The 16198-nt window shown below is 40.8% G+C and carries 12 protein-coding genes; 8 read left to right on the forward strand and 4 right to left on the reverse strand.

Annotated elements, in window-relative coordinates:
• The first annotated feature begins 92 nt into the window (after positions 1-92).
• Positions 93-1214 (forward strand): alanine dehydrogenase, encoded by a 1122-nt coding sequence (gene ald / locus DK924_RS07615; RefSeq protein WP_008110075.1) that lies wholly within the window; start codon positions 93-95, stop codon positions 1212-1214.
• Between the two features lie 118 nt (positions 1215-1332).
• On the opposite strand, the gene pssA is transcribed toward ald, so the two are convergent.
• The gene (gene pssA / locus DK924_RS07620; protein ID WP_109874778.1) at positions 1333-2658 is read right to left on the reverse strand and encodes a CDP-diacylglycerol--serine O-phosphatidyltransferase; all 1326 of its coding nucleotides are present in this window, start codon (positions 2656-2658) and stop codon (positions 1333-1335) included.
• A 276-nt stretch (positions 2659-2934) separates the two neighbouring features.
• Here pssA and trxB point away from each other — a divergent pair, with 276 nt between their 5' ends.
• The 5 genes from trxB (at position 2935) to infA (ending at position 8909) form a co-directional block, all read left to right on the forward strand.
• Positions 2935-3885 (forward strand): thioredoxin-disulfide reductase, encoded by a 951-nt coding sequence (gene trxB, locus DK924_RS07625; protein WP_008110078.1) that lies wholly within the window; start codon positions 2935-2937, stop codon positions 3883-3885.
• Positions 3886-4192: 307 nt separating this feature from the next.
• Positions 4193-7006: a bifunctional aconitate hydratase 2/2-methylisocitrate dehydratase gene (locus tag DK924_RS07630; protein WP_082360108.1), complete on the forward strand. Its 2814-nt coding sequence runs from the start codon at positions 4193-4195 to the stop codon at positions 7004-7006.
• Positions 7007-7186: 180 nt separating this feature from the next.
• Positions 7187-7903 (forward strand): leucyl/phenylalanyl-tRNA--protein transferase, encoded by a 717-nt coding sequence (gene aat, locus DK924_RS07635; protein WP_109874779.1) that lies wholly within the window; start codon positions 7187-7189, stop codon positions 7901-7903.
• Complete coding sequence (locus DK924_RS07640; RefSeq protein ID WP_010389715.1) at positions 7896-8600, forward strand: arginyltransferase; 705 nt, start codon at positions 7896-7898, stop codon at positions 8598-8600. The genes aat and DK924_RS07640 overlap by 8 nt, the downstream gene beginning before the upstream one ends.
• A gap of 90 nt (positions 8601-8690) precedes the next feature.
• A complete protein-coding gene (infA, locus tag DK924_RS07645; RefSeq protein ID WP_002962494.1) occupies positions 8691-8909 on the forward strand; it encodes a translation initiation factor IF-1 in 219 nt (72 codons plus the stop codon).
• A gap of 201 nt (positions 8910-9110) precedes the next feature.
• On the opposite strand, the gene clpA is transcribed toward infA, so the two are convergent.
• Both clpA and clpS read right to left on the reverse strand, forming a co-directional pair.
• A complete protein-coding gene (gene clpA / locus DK924_RS07650) occupies positions 9111-11372 on the reverse strand; it encodes an ATP-dependent Clp protease ATP-binding subunit ClpA (protein ID WP_054200753.1) in 2262 nt (753 codons plus the stop codon).
• A 68-nt stretch (positions 11373-11440) separates the two neighbouring features.
• Positions 11441-11749 carry an ATP-dependent Clp protease adapter ClpS gene (gene clpS, locus DK924_RS07655; protein WP_008110102.1) on the reverse strand — a complete coding sequence of 103 codons (309 nt, stop codon included), beginning with the start codon at positions 11747-11749 and terminating at the stop codon, positions 11441-11443.
• Positions 11750-11958: 209 nt separating this feature from the next.
• Here clpS and cspD point away from each other — a divergent pair, with 209 nt between their 5' ends.
• Both cspD and DK924_RS07665 read left to right on the forward strand, forming a co-directional pair.
• Complete coding sequence (gene cspD / locus DK924_RS07660) at positions 11959-12177, forward strand: cold shock domain-containing protein CspD (protein WP_008110104.1); 219 nt, start codon at positions 11959-11961, stop codon at positions 12175-12177.
• Between the two features lie 453 nt (positions 12178-12630).
• Positions 12631-14853, forward strand: coding sequence for an NADP-dependent isocitrate dehydrogenase (locus tag DK924_RS07665; RefSeq protein WP_109874780.1), 2223 nt, complete (start codon positions 12631-12633; stop codon positions 14851-14853).
• Positions 14854-14948: 95 nt separating this feature from the next.
• Here the strand turns inward: DK924_RS07665 and DK924_RS07670 are convergent, their stop codons facing one another.
• Positions 14949-16190 carry an amidohydrolase family protein gene (locus DK924_RS07670; RefSeq protein WP_109874781.1) on the reverse strand — a complete coding sequence of 414 codons (1242 nt, stop codon included), beginning with the start codon at positions 16188-16190 and terminating at the stop codon, positions 14949-14951.
• Between the last annotated feature and the right edge of the window lie 8 nt (positions 16191-16198).

The following is a 16198-nucleotide window of genomic DNA, read 5'->3' on the forward strand; positions in this document are numbered from 1 at the left end:
CACTACAAAGGACTTAAAAAAAGGTGAGACACACTACCCAAGCATGAATATAATAGTGGAAAATTTTTATCCCGTTCTAACAAGGCAAAATTATGATTATTGGTGTACCTAAAGAAATTAAAAACCACGAGTACCGTGTAGGTATGGTTCCTGCGAGTGTTCGCGAACTTGTAAATCACGGCCACCAAGTGATTGTTGAAACTAACGCTGGTATGGGCATTGGTTTTACAAATGATGATTATGTTCAAGCAGGCGCTGAAATTTTAGAAACAGCTGCTGACGTTTTTGCAAAAGCAGAAATGATCATCAAGGTAAAAGAGCCACAAGCTGTTGAGCGTGCAATGTTACGTGAAGACCAAATTCTTTTCACTTACCTTCACCTTGCACCGGATCTTCCACAAACTGAAGACCTTGTTAAAAGTAAAGCAATCTGTATTGCGTATGAAACAGTAACTGATTCACGCGGTGGTTTACCACTTTTAGCACCAATGAGTGAAGTTGCTGGTCGTATGTCTATTCAAGCAGGTGCACAAGCGCTAGAAAAAGCTAACCACGGTCGTGGTATGTTACTAGGTGGTGTACCAGGTGTTGAACCAGCTAAAGTAGTTGTTATTGGCGGCGGCATGGTTGGTCGTAGCGCTGCACAAATGGCCGTTGGCCTAGGTGCTGAGGTTGTAGTACTTGACCGCAACATCGACGTATTACGTGCACTAGACGCACAGTTTGGTAACAAAGTTAAAGCTATTTACTCAACAGCTGACGCACTTGAAAAGCACGTATTAGAAGCTGACCTAGTAATTGGTGGCGTGCTTATCCCAGGTGCTGCTGCACCTAAACTAGTGACTGCTGAACACATTAAAGCAATGAAGCCAGGTGCTGCTATTGTTGATGTTGCGATTGACCAAGGTGGTTGTATTGCAACCTCTAAAGCAACTACGCACGCTGATCCTACTTTCATCGTTGATGAAGTTGTTCACTACTGTGTTGCTAACATGCCTGGTGCTGTTCCACGTACATCGACGTTTGCACTTAATAATGCAACATTACCGTTCATCATTAACCTTGCAAACAAAGGTTACAAAAAAGCACTACTAGATGACGCTCACTTCTTAAAAGGCTTAAACGTAATTAAAGGCCAAGTAACATACAAAGAAGTAGCTGAAGCGTTCAACATGGAATATGTTGACCCACGCACTGCAGTAGAAAACGCGTAACTATTATTGTTACCGCTTATACCTAAGCCATAATTTAGGTATAAGCATTAAAAAAGCAGCTAATTAGCTGCTTTTTTTGTATCTAAATTTTAGGGTCTGTGGTCAACAGACCCTAATGTTATATAAATCGTTTAATAATAAAGTCGACTTTTACGCGCTTAGCTTGACCAAGCAGTTTTTTCACTGGCTGCGGGTAATCGCTCATAGTTTCTAAATCATCAGGGCCGGTTAAACGACGACAATGCTTTAAAATTTCTTGGCGTTCATTATCAATGTCCCGCATTATCGTTTGCTCAGGGTCTTCTATCAGAATACCATTTTCGATATCTAGCCCCCATGCACGCGGATTTAAATTATGCCCGCTAAGTAAATGCACTTTACGGTCACAACAAATTCCTTTTAAATGAAACGAGTTACTCTCGTGTTTCCACAGGTAAACGTTTAAGTTGCCATTATCTATGTGGCGTTTTTGCGATTTTACAAATTTATGCAAAATAGTTTCGTATAAATACGGTAATGCACCAATTTTACTAAACGGCTCGCTAGGTGGCAGGTAAAAATCGTTTGCGGTTTTATCGCCCACCACAATAGTGACTTGTTTACCTTGCTTTAATAAGCGACGTAAAGAGCGCATTAATGGCGCCGGAAAATTAAAATACGGCGTGTATAACACCAACTCTTGCTCGGTAGTATCAAACAGCGCTTTGATTAAGCGATTAAGTTCGTTATTACGACGGCCTAAACCCAAAAACAAACGAATGCCCATTGCATGAGTATTCAATAGTTTCGCACTTTTATAGCTTGCCGATTTAAGCTCACGCATAAGTTGCTTTTGTTCAAGTTTAAAGTCAGCCATGCGTTTAAGCGGTCGTTGATCAATTCTTGGAACTGCTTCAGAGCTCAATAAGGTTGATTCGATAAAGTCGACTACTGAGTCACATAACTCGCTTTGCGAAACTAAAAAGTAGCGATCAAGTCGGTATCGGTCGCTATATTGCAAATACACATTGTTTAAACTGGCACCGCTATATAGTAGAGTGTCGTCAATAACAAAGCCTTTTAAATGCAACACCCCAAACAGTTCTTTGGCTTTTACAGGGACACCATACACTTGAACGTTTGAATTAAACTTCTCTAAGCTATCGCAATATAAACTTGCATTGCCCTCTGACTTTTCTGCGCCAATTAAACCGCGTTGCGCGCGATGAAAATCAACCAGTACTTTAATTTCAAGCGAAGGGTTAGCTAACGATGCACTGTGTAGTGCGGCTAATATTTCACGACCCGCTTCATCATCTTGTAAGTAAAGTGTAGTGATATAAATTCGTTTTTTTGCGTTGGCAATTAAATCTAACAATTGCGTACGGTATTCTTGCGCATTGGTTAAGACGTTAACGTCTTTTGAAGTCAACCCAAATGCGGGTTTCTCTTGCCAAAATAACATAGTTGCCTATTCACTTAGGTCACATAATTAAGCAGTGACAAATCAAAATTAGTTAAAAGATAACAAAAAAAATCAGGCTGGTCATGAATTAACGTTGTTTTATTGGCTAACAGTCTATTTATTAGGCGAGCACTGTCTTTAACGCATTTACTAGTACACATTAATGAACAGCTTCGCAATTTGCGAAAAAAAATAATCTCATCTTTTATTTACTTCCTGCTTGTTTTTCTTAGAATCGGGCGCATTAAAACCGTATTAAACGTTTAGGAAAAGATCATGACTGAAGCAAAACATTGTAAGTTACTTATTTTAGGTTCGGGCCCTGCAGGCTACACAGCCGCAGTTTACGCTGCACGTGCTAATTTAAACCCTGTTTTAATTACAGGTATTCAACAAGGTGGCCAGCTAACAACCACCACTGAAGTTGAAAACTGGCCTGGCGATGCACACGGTTTAACCGGCCCTGCATTAATGGATCGTATGAAAGAGCATGCAGAACGCTTTGAAACTGAAATTGTGTTCGACCACATCAACAAAGTTGACGTATCTAAGCGCCCTTTCACACTAACCGGTGACCAAGGTACTTATACATGTGATGCTTTAATTATTGCAACCGGTGCCTCTGCGAAATATTTAGGCTTAGAGTCTGAGACTAATTTCCAAGGCCGTGGTGTTTCTGCTTGTGCAACCTGTGACGGCTTTTTCTATAAAGGTCAAAAAGTAGCGGTTGTTGGTGGTGGTAACACAGCGGTTGAAGAAGCGTTATACCTGTCTAACATTGCTGATGAAGTTCATGTTATTCACCGTCGTGACAGTTTCCGTAGTGAAAAAATTCTTGCTGACCGCCTTGCTGAAAAAGCAGCAAACGGTAATGTTGTAATGCACTACAACCGTACACTTGATGAAGTGCTTGGTGACCAAATGGGTGTGACCGGCGTTCGCATCAAAGATGTGGCATCAGATGCTACTGAAGAACTTGATTTAGCGGGTGTATTTATTGCCATTGGCCATAAGCCAAACACCGATATGTTTGAAGGTCAGCTAGAAATGAAAGACGGCTACCTAGTGGTTGAATCTGGTCTTAACGGTAATGCAACTCAAACAAGTGTGCCAGGCGTATTTGCTGCCGGTGATGTGTCTGATCATATTTACCGTCAAGCTATCACCTCTGCCGGTACTGGCTGTATGGCTGCACTTGATGCAGAACGCTTTTTAGATAACCTATAAGCATACATAGCATACTTTTGGGGCTGAATTTTCAGCCCTTTTTTGTGCCCAAAACATTACGCCCGAGATAATTGTATCCGCACCAACATTCACTAAGCTTATAGTTGAAATTAGTCTTATTTATACAATTAATGGCTCAGGTGCGATAGGATCTAAGGGTGAGCAACAAATACCGTCAAATTATATAAGTAAAACTAGCTATAATTATCGTCAGGAATAAAAGCTTTATTCATTTAGGCATTACTAGAAACTGTAAAATCAGTTAAAATGCTTAACTTCATATCAAGTAAATTACCGAGAGTTTTCTATGAGTTTGTATACAAAATATATGGAAGAAATCCAAACCCGTAAAACGGAGCTTGGATTAAGCCCACAACCAATCGATAGCGCTGAACTAGTATCAGAAATAATTAATCAAATTAAAGATACTAATAACGAGCACCGTAAAGATTCACTGCATTTCTTTATTTTTAATACTTTACCTGGAACAACCAGTGCTGCGGGCGTTAAAGCACAGTTTCTAAAAGAAATCATTTTAGGTGAAGAGCACGTTGCAGAGATCACTCCAGAATTTGCATTCGAACTACTTTCACACATGAAAGGCGGCCCATCGATTGAAATGCTAATTGATTTAGCCTTTGCTGATGACGCAAAAATCGCAGCACAAGCTGCAGAAGTACTGAAAACTCAGGTATTCTTATACGATGCAGATATGGAGCGCATTAAAGCGGCCTACGAATCAGGTAACCCAATTGCTAAAGAATTACTAGAGAGCTTCTCAAAAGCTGAATTCTTCACAAAACTACCTGACATCGAAGAAAAAATCGAAGTAGTAACTTACATTGCTGGTGAAGGCGACATCTCAACTGATTTACTGTCTCCAGGTAACCAAGCACACTCGCGTGCTGACCGTGAATTACACGGTAAGTGCATGATCACTGAAGAAGCACAACAAGAAATTGTTGCCCTTCAAAAGAAACACCCTAACGCTAAAGTAATGCTTATTGCTGAAAAAGGCACCATGGGCGTTGGTTCATCACGTATGTCTGGTGTGAATAACGTAGCACTTTGGGCTGGTAAACAAGCAAGTCCATACGTTCCTTTCATCAACATTGCACCTGTTGTTGCAGGTACTAATGGTATTGCGCCAATCTTCTTAACAACGGTTGATGTAACTGGCGGTATTGGTCTTGACCTTAAAAACTGGGTTAAGAAAGTAGATGCAGACGGCAATACAGTAACTGATGCAAATGGTGATGCAGTGCTTGAAGAAGCCTACTCTGTTGCTACTGGTACTGTGCTAACAATCAATACTAAAGAGAAAAAACTTTATAACGGTGATAAAGAACTTGTTGATATTTCATCAGCGTTCACACCGCAAAAAGTTGAATTCATGAGAGCCGGTGGTTCTTACGCCGTTGTATTTGGTAAGAAACTACAAACGTTTGCTGCTGAAACTCTTGGCATTGAAACGCCGCTTGTTTATGCACCTTCAAAAGAAATTTCACACGAAGGCCAAGGCTTAACAGCGGTTGAAAAAATCTTTAACCGTAACGCGGTAGGTGTACTATCAGATACGCCACTTCACGCTGGCTCAAATGTTCGTGTTAAAGTGAACATCGTTGGTTCGCAAGATACAACCGGTCCAATGACAGCGCAAGAATTAGAAGCCATGGCTGCTTCAACGATTTCACCTCTTGTTGATGGTGCCTATCAATCTGGTTGTCATACAGCATCAGTATGGGATAGCAAAGCACAAGCAAACATTCCTAAACTAATGGCGTTTATGAATAAGTTTGGTTTGATCACTGCACGTGACCCGAAAGGCGTTTACCATGCAATGACTGACGTTATTCACAAAGTATTGAACGACATTACAATTGATGATCGCGCTATCATCATTGGTGGTGACTCGCATACACGTATGTCTAAAGGCGTTGCCTTTGGTGCCGATTCAGGTACTGTTGCTGTTGCACTTGCAACCGGTGAATCTGCGATGCCGATTCCTGATTCAGTTAAAGTAACGTTTAAAGGCAAAATGGCTAAGCATATGGATTTCCGCGATGTTGTACATGCAACGCAAGCGCAAATGCTTAAGCAATTTGGCGGCGAAAACGTATTCCAAGGTCGTATCATTGAAGTTCATATTGGTACCCTAATGGCTGACCAAGCGTTTACCTTCACTGACTGGACTGCAGAAATGAAAGCGAAAGCGTCAATCTGTATTTCAAATGATGAAACGTTAATTAAGTCAATTGAACTTGCTAAGTCACGTATCCAAATCATGATCAACAAAGGTATGGAAAACGAAGCACAAACGCTACAAGGTCTAATCGATTTAGCCGACAAGCGTATTGCAGGTATTCAATCTGGTGAAGAGCCAGCACTTTCTCCAGACGACAACGCTAAATACCACGCAGAAGTTGTGGTTGATTTAGACCAAATCGTTGAGCCAATGATTGCCGATCCAGACGTTAATAACGATGATGTTTCTAAGCGTTATACTCACGATGTGATCCGCCCTGTTTCTTTTTACAACGACAAGCCTGTTGATTTAGGTTTTGTTGGTTCGTGTATGGTTCACAAAGGCGATATGAAAATTATTGCTCACATGCTACGTAACCTTGAGAAGAAAAACGGTTCTATCTCATTCAAAGCGCCATTGGTTGTTGCGCCACCAACATACAACATTGTTGATGAGCTTAAAGCGGAAGGCGATTGGGATATTCTTGCTAAATACGCAGGTTTTGAATTTGACGATGCAAAACCAAAAACGGCTGCACGTACTAAGTATGAAAATATCTTATACCTAGAACGCCCTGGTTGTAACCTATGTATGGGTAACCAAGAAAAAGCAGAACCAGGTGATACTGTTATCGCAACATCAACACGTCTTTTCCAAGGCCGTGTAGTAGCTGATACATCTGAGAAAAAAGGTGAATCACTACTAGGCTCTACGCCAGTTGTAGTTCTATCTTCTGTTCTTGGTCGTTTCCCGACTATGGAAGAGTATAAGTCTGCGGTTGAAGGTATTGACCTTACATCGTTTACACCTGTTGAAGAAGCAATGACAACTAAGTTCAACGCAGGTGAAGCTGTACCAGTAAAAGTGGTTAGCTAATTCGATTAGTTTACCATTTAATTAAGCGCGTTTTTTAACGCGCTTTTTTTATGCCTAAAATTTACCTAACAGCAATGTAAGCCCTGCTCAACCCTATGCACAACACAATAATTTGTGGTTTGTGATTTTAAAGCAACAGGTTACACTTTGTCTTGACCATGCAGTTATTCAATCGGTGTTATGACTAAACAACTTTATCAACTCGCTCAAAGCCACTTTGCTTTTCCTGATCCCAACCATGCATTAGATGATCCAGATGGTTTGCTTGCCATTGGTGGATGTTTATCGGTAACGCGGTTAAAAAATGCCTATTTATCTGGTATTTTTCCGTGGTTTAGTGAACACGAGCCAATTATGTGGTGGTCACCGAGTGAGCGCGGTATTGTTGAGCTTAATGACTTTCATGTTAGTAAAAGCTTACGAAAACATTTAAAAAAGCACCCGGTCACCGTAACTATTAACCATGCCTTTGAAGAAGTGATAGAAGCGTGCCGCGATCAACGTCTTGATACCGATGGCACTTGGATCACCCCGCAAATGCAACAGGCGTACATAAAAGCGCATTACAATGGCTTAGCTCATAGTTTAGAGGTATGGCGTGAGGGAGAGCTTGTAGGCGGCTTATATGGGATTATGCAAACTGGCGTTTTTTGTGGTGAATCAATGTTTCATCATCAAACAAATTGCTCCAAACTGGCGATGTGGGCGCTGGTTAATTGGCTTAAGCGCCATGATGCGCATTTTATTGATTGCCAATTAGAAAATCCTTATTTAATGTCGTTAGGTGCCAGCGTGATTCCACGTGAAGAATTTTTAACTAAACTTAATAAAGCACAGTGTTACACCCCAGCTGCCAGTATGTGGCAGCCACAGGAGCTAATCGCGATATATGAATGAACAACTTCCGGCTCGTATAGGCCTAAGCCAACCGTTTGAATGCAGTTATTTACCTGATCGCCAAGAACAACTGCTGGTGATACTCGACCCAAGTTGTTACAGCAGCAACAAGTTTGAATCATTATTAGGATTAGGCTTTCGTCGCAGCGGTAACCAAATTTATCGCCCGCACTGCCCTATTTGCAGCGCATGTAGTTCTGTGCGCGTTTTAGCTGATGAGTTTATGCCGACAAAATCGCAAAAACGTAAACTTAACAAAGCAAAAAACCGCTTTGAGGTAAAATATTCACAGGTTGAACGCGAACAATACTACCCACTTTACAGTAAATACATTAGTTTACGTCATCAAGACGGTTCTATGTATCCACCTGATAAATCACAATTTCAAAGTTTTTTGTTTTGTAGCTGGTTAACCATCACCTTTATAGAGCTTTGGGATCAAGAAAACTTAGTAGCCGTTGCTGTAACTGATTGTATGGACAACGCTATTTCCGCTATTTATACATTTTTTGACCCTGACTACGAACACTTCAGTTTAGGGACTGTAATGATATTGCAGCAGCTTAAATTTGCTAAACAGCAACACAAACAGTTTGTTTATTTAGGCTATCAAATAGATGAATGCGACAAAATGAAGTATAAAACCCAGTTTTTACCTGCCCAAAAACAGCTTAATGACCAGTGGGTGGCTATTTAATTTACAAAAATAGCCCCTGCGCCTTTACTTATTGGCGTATTTTGGGCAAAATCTGCAGCGTTTAACTATTAAAGAGGTGTTACGCTAAACATGGCGAAAGAAGACGTAATCGAAATGCAAGGGACAGTCCTTGATACTTTACCAAATACAATGTTCCGAGTTGAGCTAGAAAATGGTCACGTAGTTGTGGCTCATATTTCAGGTAAAATGCGCAAAAACTATATCCGTATTTTAACCGGCGATAAAGTAACGGTAGAAATGACTCCTTACGATTTATCGAAAGGTCGTATCGTATTCCGTGCTCGCTAAGTAAGTGCGTAAACGAGATTTAGTTTTTGGCTAGTGAAAACTAGCTTTAAGCGTTTATTAAATGTAATTAATGGTAGTAGCCAGTAATTACATTTAATAAACAAAAAACCCAGCCTTTGCTGGGTTTTTTGTTGCCTATTTCTTTGGCAAATAAAAAAAGCCTGCATAAAGCAGGCTTTTTAAATTGCTAACTTTTTTAGGTTAGGCTGGCGTTAAGTCACTCTCGTAATCAAAACGCAGCTTTTTATCTTTAACCGATACTTTTACCGTACCGCCAGAAATTAGCTCACCAAACAGTATTTCGTTAGCCAATTGCTTTTTAAGATCTTCTTGAATAACACGTGCCATAGGACGCGCGCCCATTGCTTTGTCATAGCCTTTATCAGCCAACCACTCACGAGCTTTAGAAGTAAGCTCAAGGTTAACTGACTTCTTATCCAGTTGCGCTTGTAACTCAACAACAAATTTATCAACCACTTGCAAAATAACGTCTTTTTCGAGGTGATTAAACCAAATAATGTTATCTAAGCGGTTTCTAAATTCAGGTGAAAATACTTTATTAATTTCACCCATTGCATCGTGAGTATGATCTTGCTCACTAAAACCAATAGATTTACGCGTTGTTTCTTGTACGCCGGCATTGGTGGTCATCACCACGACTACGTTTCTAAAGTCGGCTTTTCGGCCGTTATTATCTGTTAGCGTACCGTGATCCATAACTTGTAATAAAATGTTGTAGATATCAGGATGCGCTTTTTCAATTTCATCCAGCAATACCACTGCATGTGGGTTTTTGATCACCGCTTCTGTTAATAAGCCGCCTTGTTCAAAACCTACATAACCCGGAGGCGCACCAATTAAACGGCTCACCGCATGGCGCTCAACGTATTCAGACATATCAAAACGAATAAACTCAACACCCATACATTTAGCTAATTGCTTGGTAACCTCAGTTTTACCTACCCCTGTTGGGCCTGCAAATAAGAACGAACCAACCGGTTTGTTCTCGTTTGCTAAACCTGAGCGCGACAAGCGAATAGCAGAAGTTAATGCATCAATGGATTGATCTTGTCCAAACACCAGCATTTTTAAATTACGGTCTAAGTTTTTCAGCGTTTCTTTATCAGACGACGACACATTTTGTGGTGGAATGCGCGCCATTTTTGACACAATCATCTCAATATCAGATACACCAATAGTTTTTTTACGCTTAGACGTAGGCAGTAAACGTTGGCTTGCGCCTGCTTCATCAATAACATCAATCGCTTTATCGGGTAAGTGACGTTCATTAATATACTTTGCACTTAGCTCGGCGGCTGCTTTTAACGCTTTTTGCGTGTAACGAATACCGTGGTGTGCTTCGTAACGATCTTTTAAGCCGTTAAGAATTTTGGTGGTATCTTCAACACTAGGTTCAAGCACATCAATTTTTTGAAAGCGACGGACAAGGGCGCGATCTTTTTCAAAAATATTCTTGTACTCACCGTAAGTGGTAGAACCCATACAACGTAATTGCCCACTTGAGAGTAACGGCTTAATTAAGTTTGAGGCATCCATTACCCCACCTGAGGCAGCACCTGCACCAATAATGGTGTGAATTTCATCAATAAATAAAATTGAACCTGGTTTTGCTTGTAACTCTTTTAATAAACTTTTAAAGCGTTTTTCAAAATCGCCTCGGTATTTGGTACCGGCAAGTAACGCGCCCATATCTAAGGAGTACACAACCGCATCAGCAATGACTTCAGGCACTTGTTCGTTAACAATACGATAGGCTAAGCCCTCGGCAATAGCAGTTTTACCTACGCCGGCTTCACCAACCAGTAATGGGTTATTCTTTTTACGACGACACAGCACTTGCACTGTGCGCTCTACTTCACTATCACGGCCAACAAGCGGGTCAATATTACCCTCTTTAGCGTGTATATTAAGGTTAGTTGTAAAGCTGTCGAGCTTACTCGCTTCTTCGCTTGCTACTTCTTGCACCTCTTCATGAATATCGTCGGTATCATCGCCTAATTCGTCGTCACCTTTGGCAATCCCATGAGAAATAAAGTTAACAATATCAAGTCGAGAAATATCATTCTTTTTAAGTAAGTACACGGCTTGGCTTTCTTGCTCAGAAAAAATAGCGACCAGCACATTAACGCCTGTCACTTCATTTTTGCCAGAAGATTGCACATGAAATACAGCGCGCTGTAATACTCGCTGAAAACCAAGTGTTGGTTGAGTTTCGCGCTCTTCTTCTAAATCAGGAATAACCGGTGTGGTTTCATCAATAAATTCAAGTAACTCTGTTTTTAATCCAGAAACGTCAACACCACACGCATTAAGCGCTTCTCCAGCTGATGGGTTGTCGAGTAGAGCTAATAAAAGGTGCTCTACGGTCATAAACTCATGACGACGTGTACGCGCTTCACGAAACGCAGTGTTCAAAGTTAGTTCTAAGTCTTTATTTAGCATTGGCAACCCCTTACAGAGATAATAATTTTATACCGCACTTCAAAGATGAAAGTTCACCTTTGTGGTATTTATTCCTGCTCACAACTACATAGCAGTGGATGCTCGTTATCCCTTGAGTAGCGGTTAACTTGCTCAGCCTTAGTATGTGCTACGTCGGCGCTGTAAACACCACATATGCCCTTACCTTGCTGATGTATTTGCAGCATCACATCAGTTGCTCTATCGCTATCCATATTAAAAAACGTCATTAAGATCTCTATTACAAAATCCATCGGCGTGTAATCATCGTTGTTTAACACAACTTTATATTTTCGCGGTGGCTGCAACTTTTGCTTTTCACTATCGCGAACGGTGTCGATAACACCAGAATCTTTCATACCACTCATAATTAAATATAGTCTTGTCTTTGTAACTCAAGCAAACTTGAATAAAAAAATAAATAAAATGTTAAAAAATAACCTAAAACACTTGACTGGTTGCTTAAATAAACTACAGTCAAATGGTGATTGATTAAACCTTAGTCAGTCTAGCAAACAATACAGTTTAGGATAACTAAATTAGTCAACTTATAGAAGGATGTAGAAGTATGGCTTGTGGTAAAGTCAAATGGTTCAACAACGCCAAAGGTTTTGGTTTCATCGTAGAAGACGGTTGCGAGAACGACATTTTTGCTCATTACTCCACTATTGTAATGGACGGATACAAGACGCTTAAAGCTGGTCAAGATGTTACCTTCGAATTACAACAGGGCCCTAAAGGTCTACACGCTACTAATATAGCCCCTAACGGCGATATTATAGAGTGATTGTAAATATGAGACTAAAGCGAGTGACCTGTTTAGATCCTCGCTTAATTCCCTAAATATCCCTAACCACTTACATATAAATTGCTTCATTGTTTGTTAATTCAACCCCGCTCCTTGATTTTATTTTATCTACCCCAATAATTTCAGTATTAGAGGTTAACTGCTGGCGTTTGGCGCGTAATCCTAGCCCTTTTTAGCCAAGCTTGTTACACTCTTTATCCTGTAAAACGTAATTACTTTAGCCTAATGGCTAGTTTGTATTTACATAAATTTCAGTTATAAAAGACACTAGTCCGTCAGGTGTGATTATTCTCACCTTGTTTAGGTTATACGAGTACCAACACCTAACAGACTACTCATTGCATATATTAATGCTTTATTTATAAGGTATTAGGCGATGATTTCTTTGCATTGTTGAATTTGGCCAATGCGGCCTACTATCTAGGAATGATGATGACATCAAAAATTATCTATACAAAAACGGACGAAGCTCCGGCATTAGCAACTTATTCGTTGTTACCTATTATCCAAGCGTACACAAATGCGGCAGGTGTTGAAGTTGAAACACGCGACATCTCATTAGCTGGTCGTGTAATTGCGAGCTTCCCGGATTACCTAACAGAAGAACAACGCATTGGTGATGCACTTGCAGAGCTTGGCGAAATGGCAAAAACACCAGAAGCTAACATCATTAAATTACCGAACATTAGTGCATCAGTTCCGCAACTTCGCGCTGTAATTAAAGAGCTTCAAGAAAAAGGTTATGCACTTCCAGAATACCCTGTAGAACCTAAAAACGATGAAGAAAAAGCCATTCAAGCAGCCTACGATAAAATTAAAGGCAGCGCAGTAAACCCTGTACTTCGTGAAGGTAACTCTGACCGTCGCGCACCAGGTTCAGTGAAAGAGTATGCACGTAATAACCCACATTCAATGGGCGCGTGGAGCAAAGATTCACAATCATACGTTGCAAGCATGGAAGAAGGTGACTTCTTTGGTTCTGAGCAATCACTAACTGTTGATGAAGCAACGGATGTTCGTATTGAACACGTAGCGGCTAATGGCGATACCACAGTACTTAAGCAAAGCACACCGTTACTTGCTGGTGAAGTAATTGATGCATCACGTATTAGCGCTGCAAAATTACAAGCATTCCTAGAAGCTGAAATTAATGCAGCGAAAGAAAAAGGCGTGTTATTTTCGCTTCATATGAAAGCAACCATGATGAAAGTATCTGATCCAATCATCTTTGGTCACGCTGTAAAAGTATTCTACAAAGACGTTTTTGCAAAACACGGTGCACTTTTTGAAGAGCTAGGTGTTGATGTAAACAACGGTTTAGGCGATGTGTACTCTAAAATTCAAACATTAGATGACGCTAAGCGCGAAGAAATTGAAGCAGACATTCAAGCCGTTTACGCTAACCGCCCTGCTATCGCCATGGTTGATTCTCATCGTGGTATTACAAACTTACACGTACCAAGTGACGTGATCATCGATGCTTCTATGCCTGCTGCAATTCGCTCAAGCGGTCAAATGTGGAATAAAGACGATAAATTACAAGACACAAGCTTTGTAATTCCAGATCGTTGTTACTCTGGCGTTTACCAAGCAACGATTGATTTTTGTAAAGAGCACGGTGCTTTTGATCCTACGACTATGGGTAGCGTACCAAACGTTGGCCTTATGGCTCAAAAAGCGGAAGAGTACGGCTCACATGACAAAACATTTGAAGCAAAAGCTGACGGTACTATTCGTGTTGTTGACACAAATGGCAACACCCTACTTGAGCACAATGTTGAGCAAGGCGATATCTGGCGCATGTGTCAGGTTAAAGATGCACCAATTCAAGATTGGGTTAAACTTGCAGTAAACCGCGCTCGCGCAACAGGTAATCCGGCTATTTTCTGGTTAGATGCAGAACGTGCACACGATGCTGAGCTAATCAAAAAAGTGAATAAATACCTGCCAGAACACGACACTGCTGGCCTAGATATTCAAATTTTATCGCCAATGGATGCAACCTTATTCTCACTAGCACGCATCAAAGAAGGTAAAGACACGATTTCTGTAACAGGTAACGTATTACGTGATTACCTAACAGATTTATTCCCAATTTTAGAGTTGGGTACCAGTGCTAAAATGCTTTCAATTGTGCCACTAATGAATGGCGGTGGTTTATTTGAAACAGGTGCCGGTGGTTCTGCTCCTAAGCACGTTCAACAATTTGAAAAAGAAAACCACTTACGTTGGGATTCTTTAGGTGAGTTCTTAGCACTTGCTGCGTCACTTGAGCACCTAAGCACGACAACAGGTAACAACAAGGCACAAGTACTTGCTGATACGCTTGATAAAGCAACGGGTACATTCTTAGCTGAAAACAAGTCGCCTTCACGTAAAGTAAAAGAAATTGATAACCGTGGTTCTCATTTCTTCTTATCTTTATTCTGGGCTCAAGAACTTGCTAAGCAAAATGAAGATAGCGAGCTTAAAGCGCAATTTACACAAATTGCTAGCGACCTTGAAACCAACAAAGAGCAAATTGTTAGCGAGCTAAACGATGCACAGGGTCCTGCAATGAACATTGGCGGATACTTCCAGCCAAATGACGATGCAGCCTTCAAAGCAATGCGTCCGAGCACAACATTTAACGAGATTTTATCTAAACTAGTATAAATCATTTAAATGAATGAAAAGGCGCTCATAGAGCGCCTTTTTTGTGCCTAAGAAAAAGGCCGCTAATGCGGCCTTTTAAATTCAACTTTAAAAGTTTATTTTGTGTACGCGCGTGGCATGTTCGACTCTGTTGTATAGCGCTCACGCAGTTTATCTTGGCGAGATTCAGTACTAACCTCAACCCCATTAATAAACATTTTATTCACGTGACTGCTCAGCTCAAACGGGTCGTTACTCCACATAACAACATCAGCGGCTTTTCCTACTTCTAGGCTACCGGCATTAATACCAAATACATCAGCCACATTCGAAGTCATGGCCTTTAACGCGCCTTGTTGGCTCATACCGTAAGACACTGCGTTACCGGCATCGTAGCGAAGCTGGTAAACATTGTGACTGGCATCGCCACCCACAGTTAATAGCACTTTAACACCGGCTTTTTCTAATATGCCGGCATTATTTAAGCTTGCATGCAATGAATCGAAGCTGCCTGGTAAATTATCCATTGCACTAATGATCACAGGAATGCCTGCTTTAGCGATGCGATCTTTAACTACAACGGCATCTTGAGCGCCATTAAGGACAATGTTTACGCCAAACTGCTGTTTCACTTTTATTAGTTCAACAATATCAGCCGAACGCGACACACTAATTAGTAATGGCATATCGCCTTTTAGTACTTTAGCCATTATGGTGTCTTCAGCACTTGGCTTAGCGTCGTCTTTTTTGGCTTCTTTACTTGCTTTAGTTTGATGCTCATCTAACTTATTGATAAGTGTTTGCAAGGTAAATGCACGAGAGCCTTTGCTGCGTTCACCCAAATGAACCACTAATGCTGCTTGCTTTTTATTTACGCTTTCGAAGCCACCACTTAAATCAACAACACTTGCAAGGCCTGCAAATATGCTGTCACCACCGTAAGGGGTGATCAAATCGCGAGTAATACCGCCTTTACGTGCATAAGCAATTAAGCTTGAACGAGGATTAAATGCCAAGCTTGCATCAAAATCGATACCCGCTTTGTCTTCTCCTGCATCGCGAGAACCGGCAACCGCACCTACTTCAACTAAGCCAAGCTGGTTTACACTGGCTATAAAACCTGGAGTCACTATTTGACCTTGAGCATCAATAACTTTGTCAACTTTAAAATCGCTAGGGTTAATGGCAGTGATTTTGCCATCATTCATAACTATGCTAGCTCCTTCTAATACACCTTGATCTGAAGATGTATGCAAAGTTGCATTAATAATTGCCAGTGACTCTGCGCTCACGGTACCCGATGCTAATAGCCCTGCAGCAACCAGAGAAAGCGAAAACGAACGTGATAATTTTTTCATTCTGGGTG

Source organism: Pseudoalteromonas sp. meg-B1 (assembly GCF_003173795.1).
GTDB lineage: Bacteria > Pseudomonadota > Gammaproteobacteria > Enterobacterales > Alteromonadaceae > Pseudoalteromonas > Pseudoalteromonas undina.

Coding starts and splice junctions, on each gene's coding strand:
- ald (WP_008110075.1), top strand. CDS start 93: ATGATTATTGGTGTACCTAAAGAAATTAAAAACCACGAGTACCGTGTA.
- DK924_RS07665 (WP_109874780.1), top strand. CDS start 12,631: ATGACATCAAAAATTATCTATACAAAAACGGACGAAGCTCCGGCATTA.
- clpS (WP_008110102.1), bottom strand. CDS start 11,749: ATGAAAGATTCTGGTGTTATCGACACCGTTCGCGATAGTGAAAAGCAA.
- infA (WP_002962494.1), top strand. CDS start 8,691: ATGGCGAAAGAAGACGTAATCGAAATGCAAGGGACAGTCCTTGATACT.
- clpA (WP_054200753.1), bottom strand. CDS start 11,372: ATGCTAAATAAAGACTTAGAACTAACTTTGAACACTGCGTTTCGTGAA.
- pssA (WP_109874778.1), bottom strand. CDS start 2,658: ATGTTATTTTGGCAAGAGAAACCCGCATTTGGGTTGACTTCAAAAGAC.
- DK924_RS07640 (WP_010389715.1), top strand. CDS start 7,896: ATGAATGAACAACTTCCGGCTCGTATAGGCCTAAGCCAACCGTTTGAA.
- DK924_RS07630 (WP_082360108.1), top strand. CDS start 4,193: ATGAGTTTGTATACAAAATATATGGAAGAAATCCAAACCCGTAAAACG.
- aat (WP_109874779.1), top strand. CDS start 7,187: ATGACTAAACAACTTTATCAACTCGCTCAAAGCCACTTTGCTTTTCCT.
- DK924_RS07670 (WP_109874781.1), bottom strand. CDS start 16,190: ATGAAAAAATTATCACGTTCGTTTTCGCTTTCTCTGGTTGCTGCAGGG.
- trxB (WP_008110078.1), top strand. CDS start 2,935: ATGACTGAAGCAAAACATTGTAAGTTACTTATTTTAGGTTCGGGCCCT.
- cspD (WP_008110104.1), top strand. CDS start 11,959: ATGGCTTGTGGTAAAGTCAAATGGTTCAACAACGCCAAAGGTTTTGGT.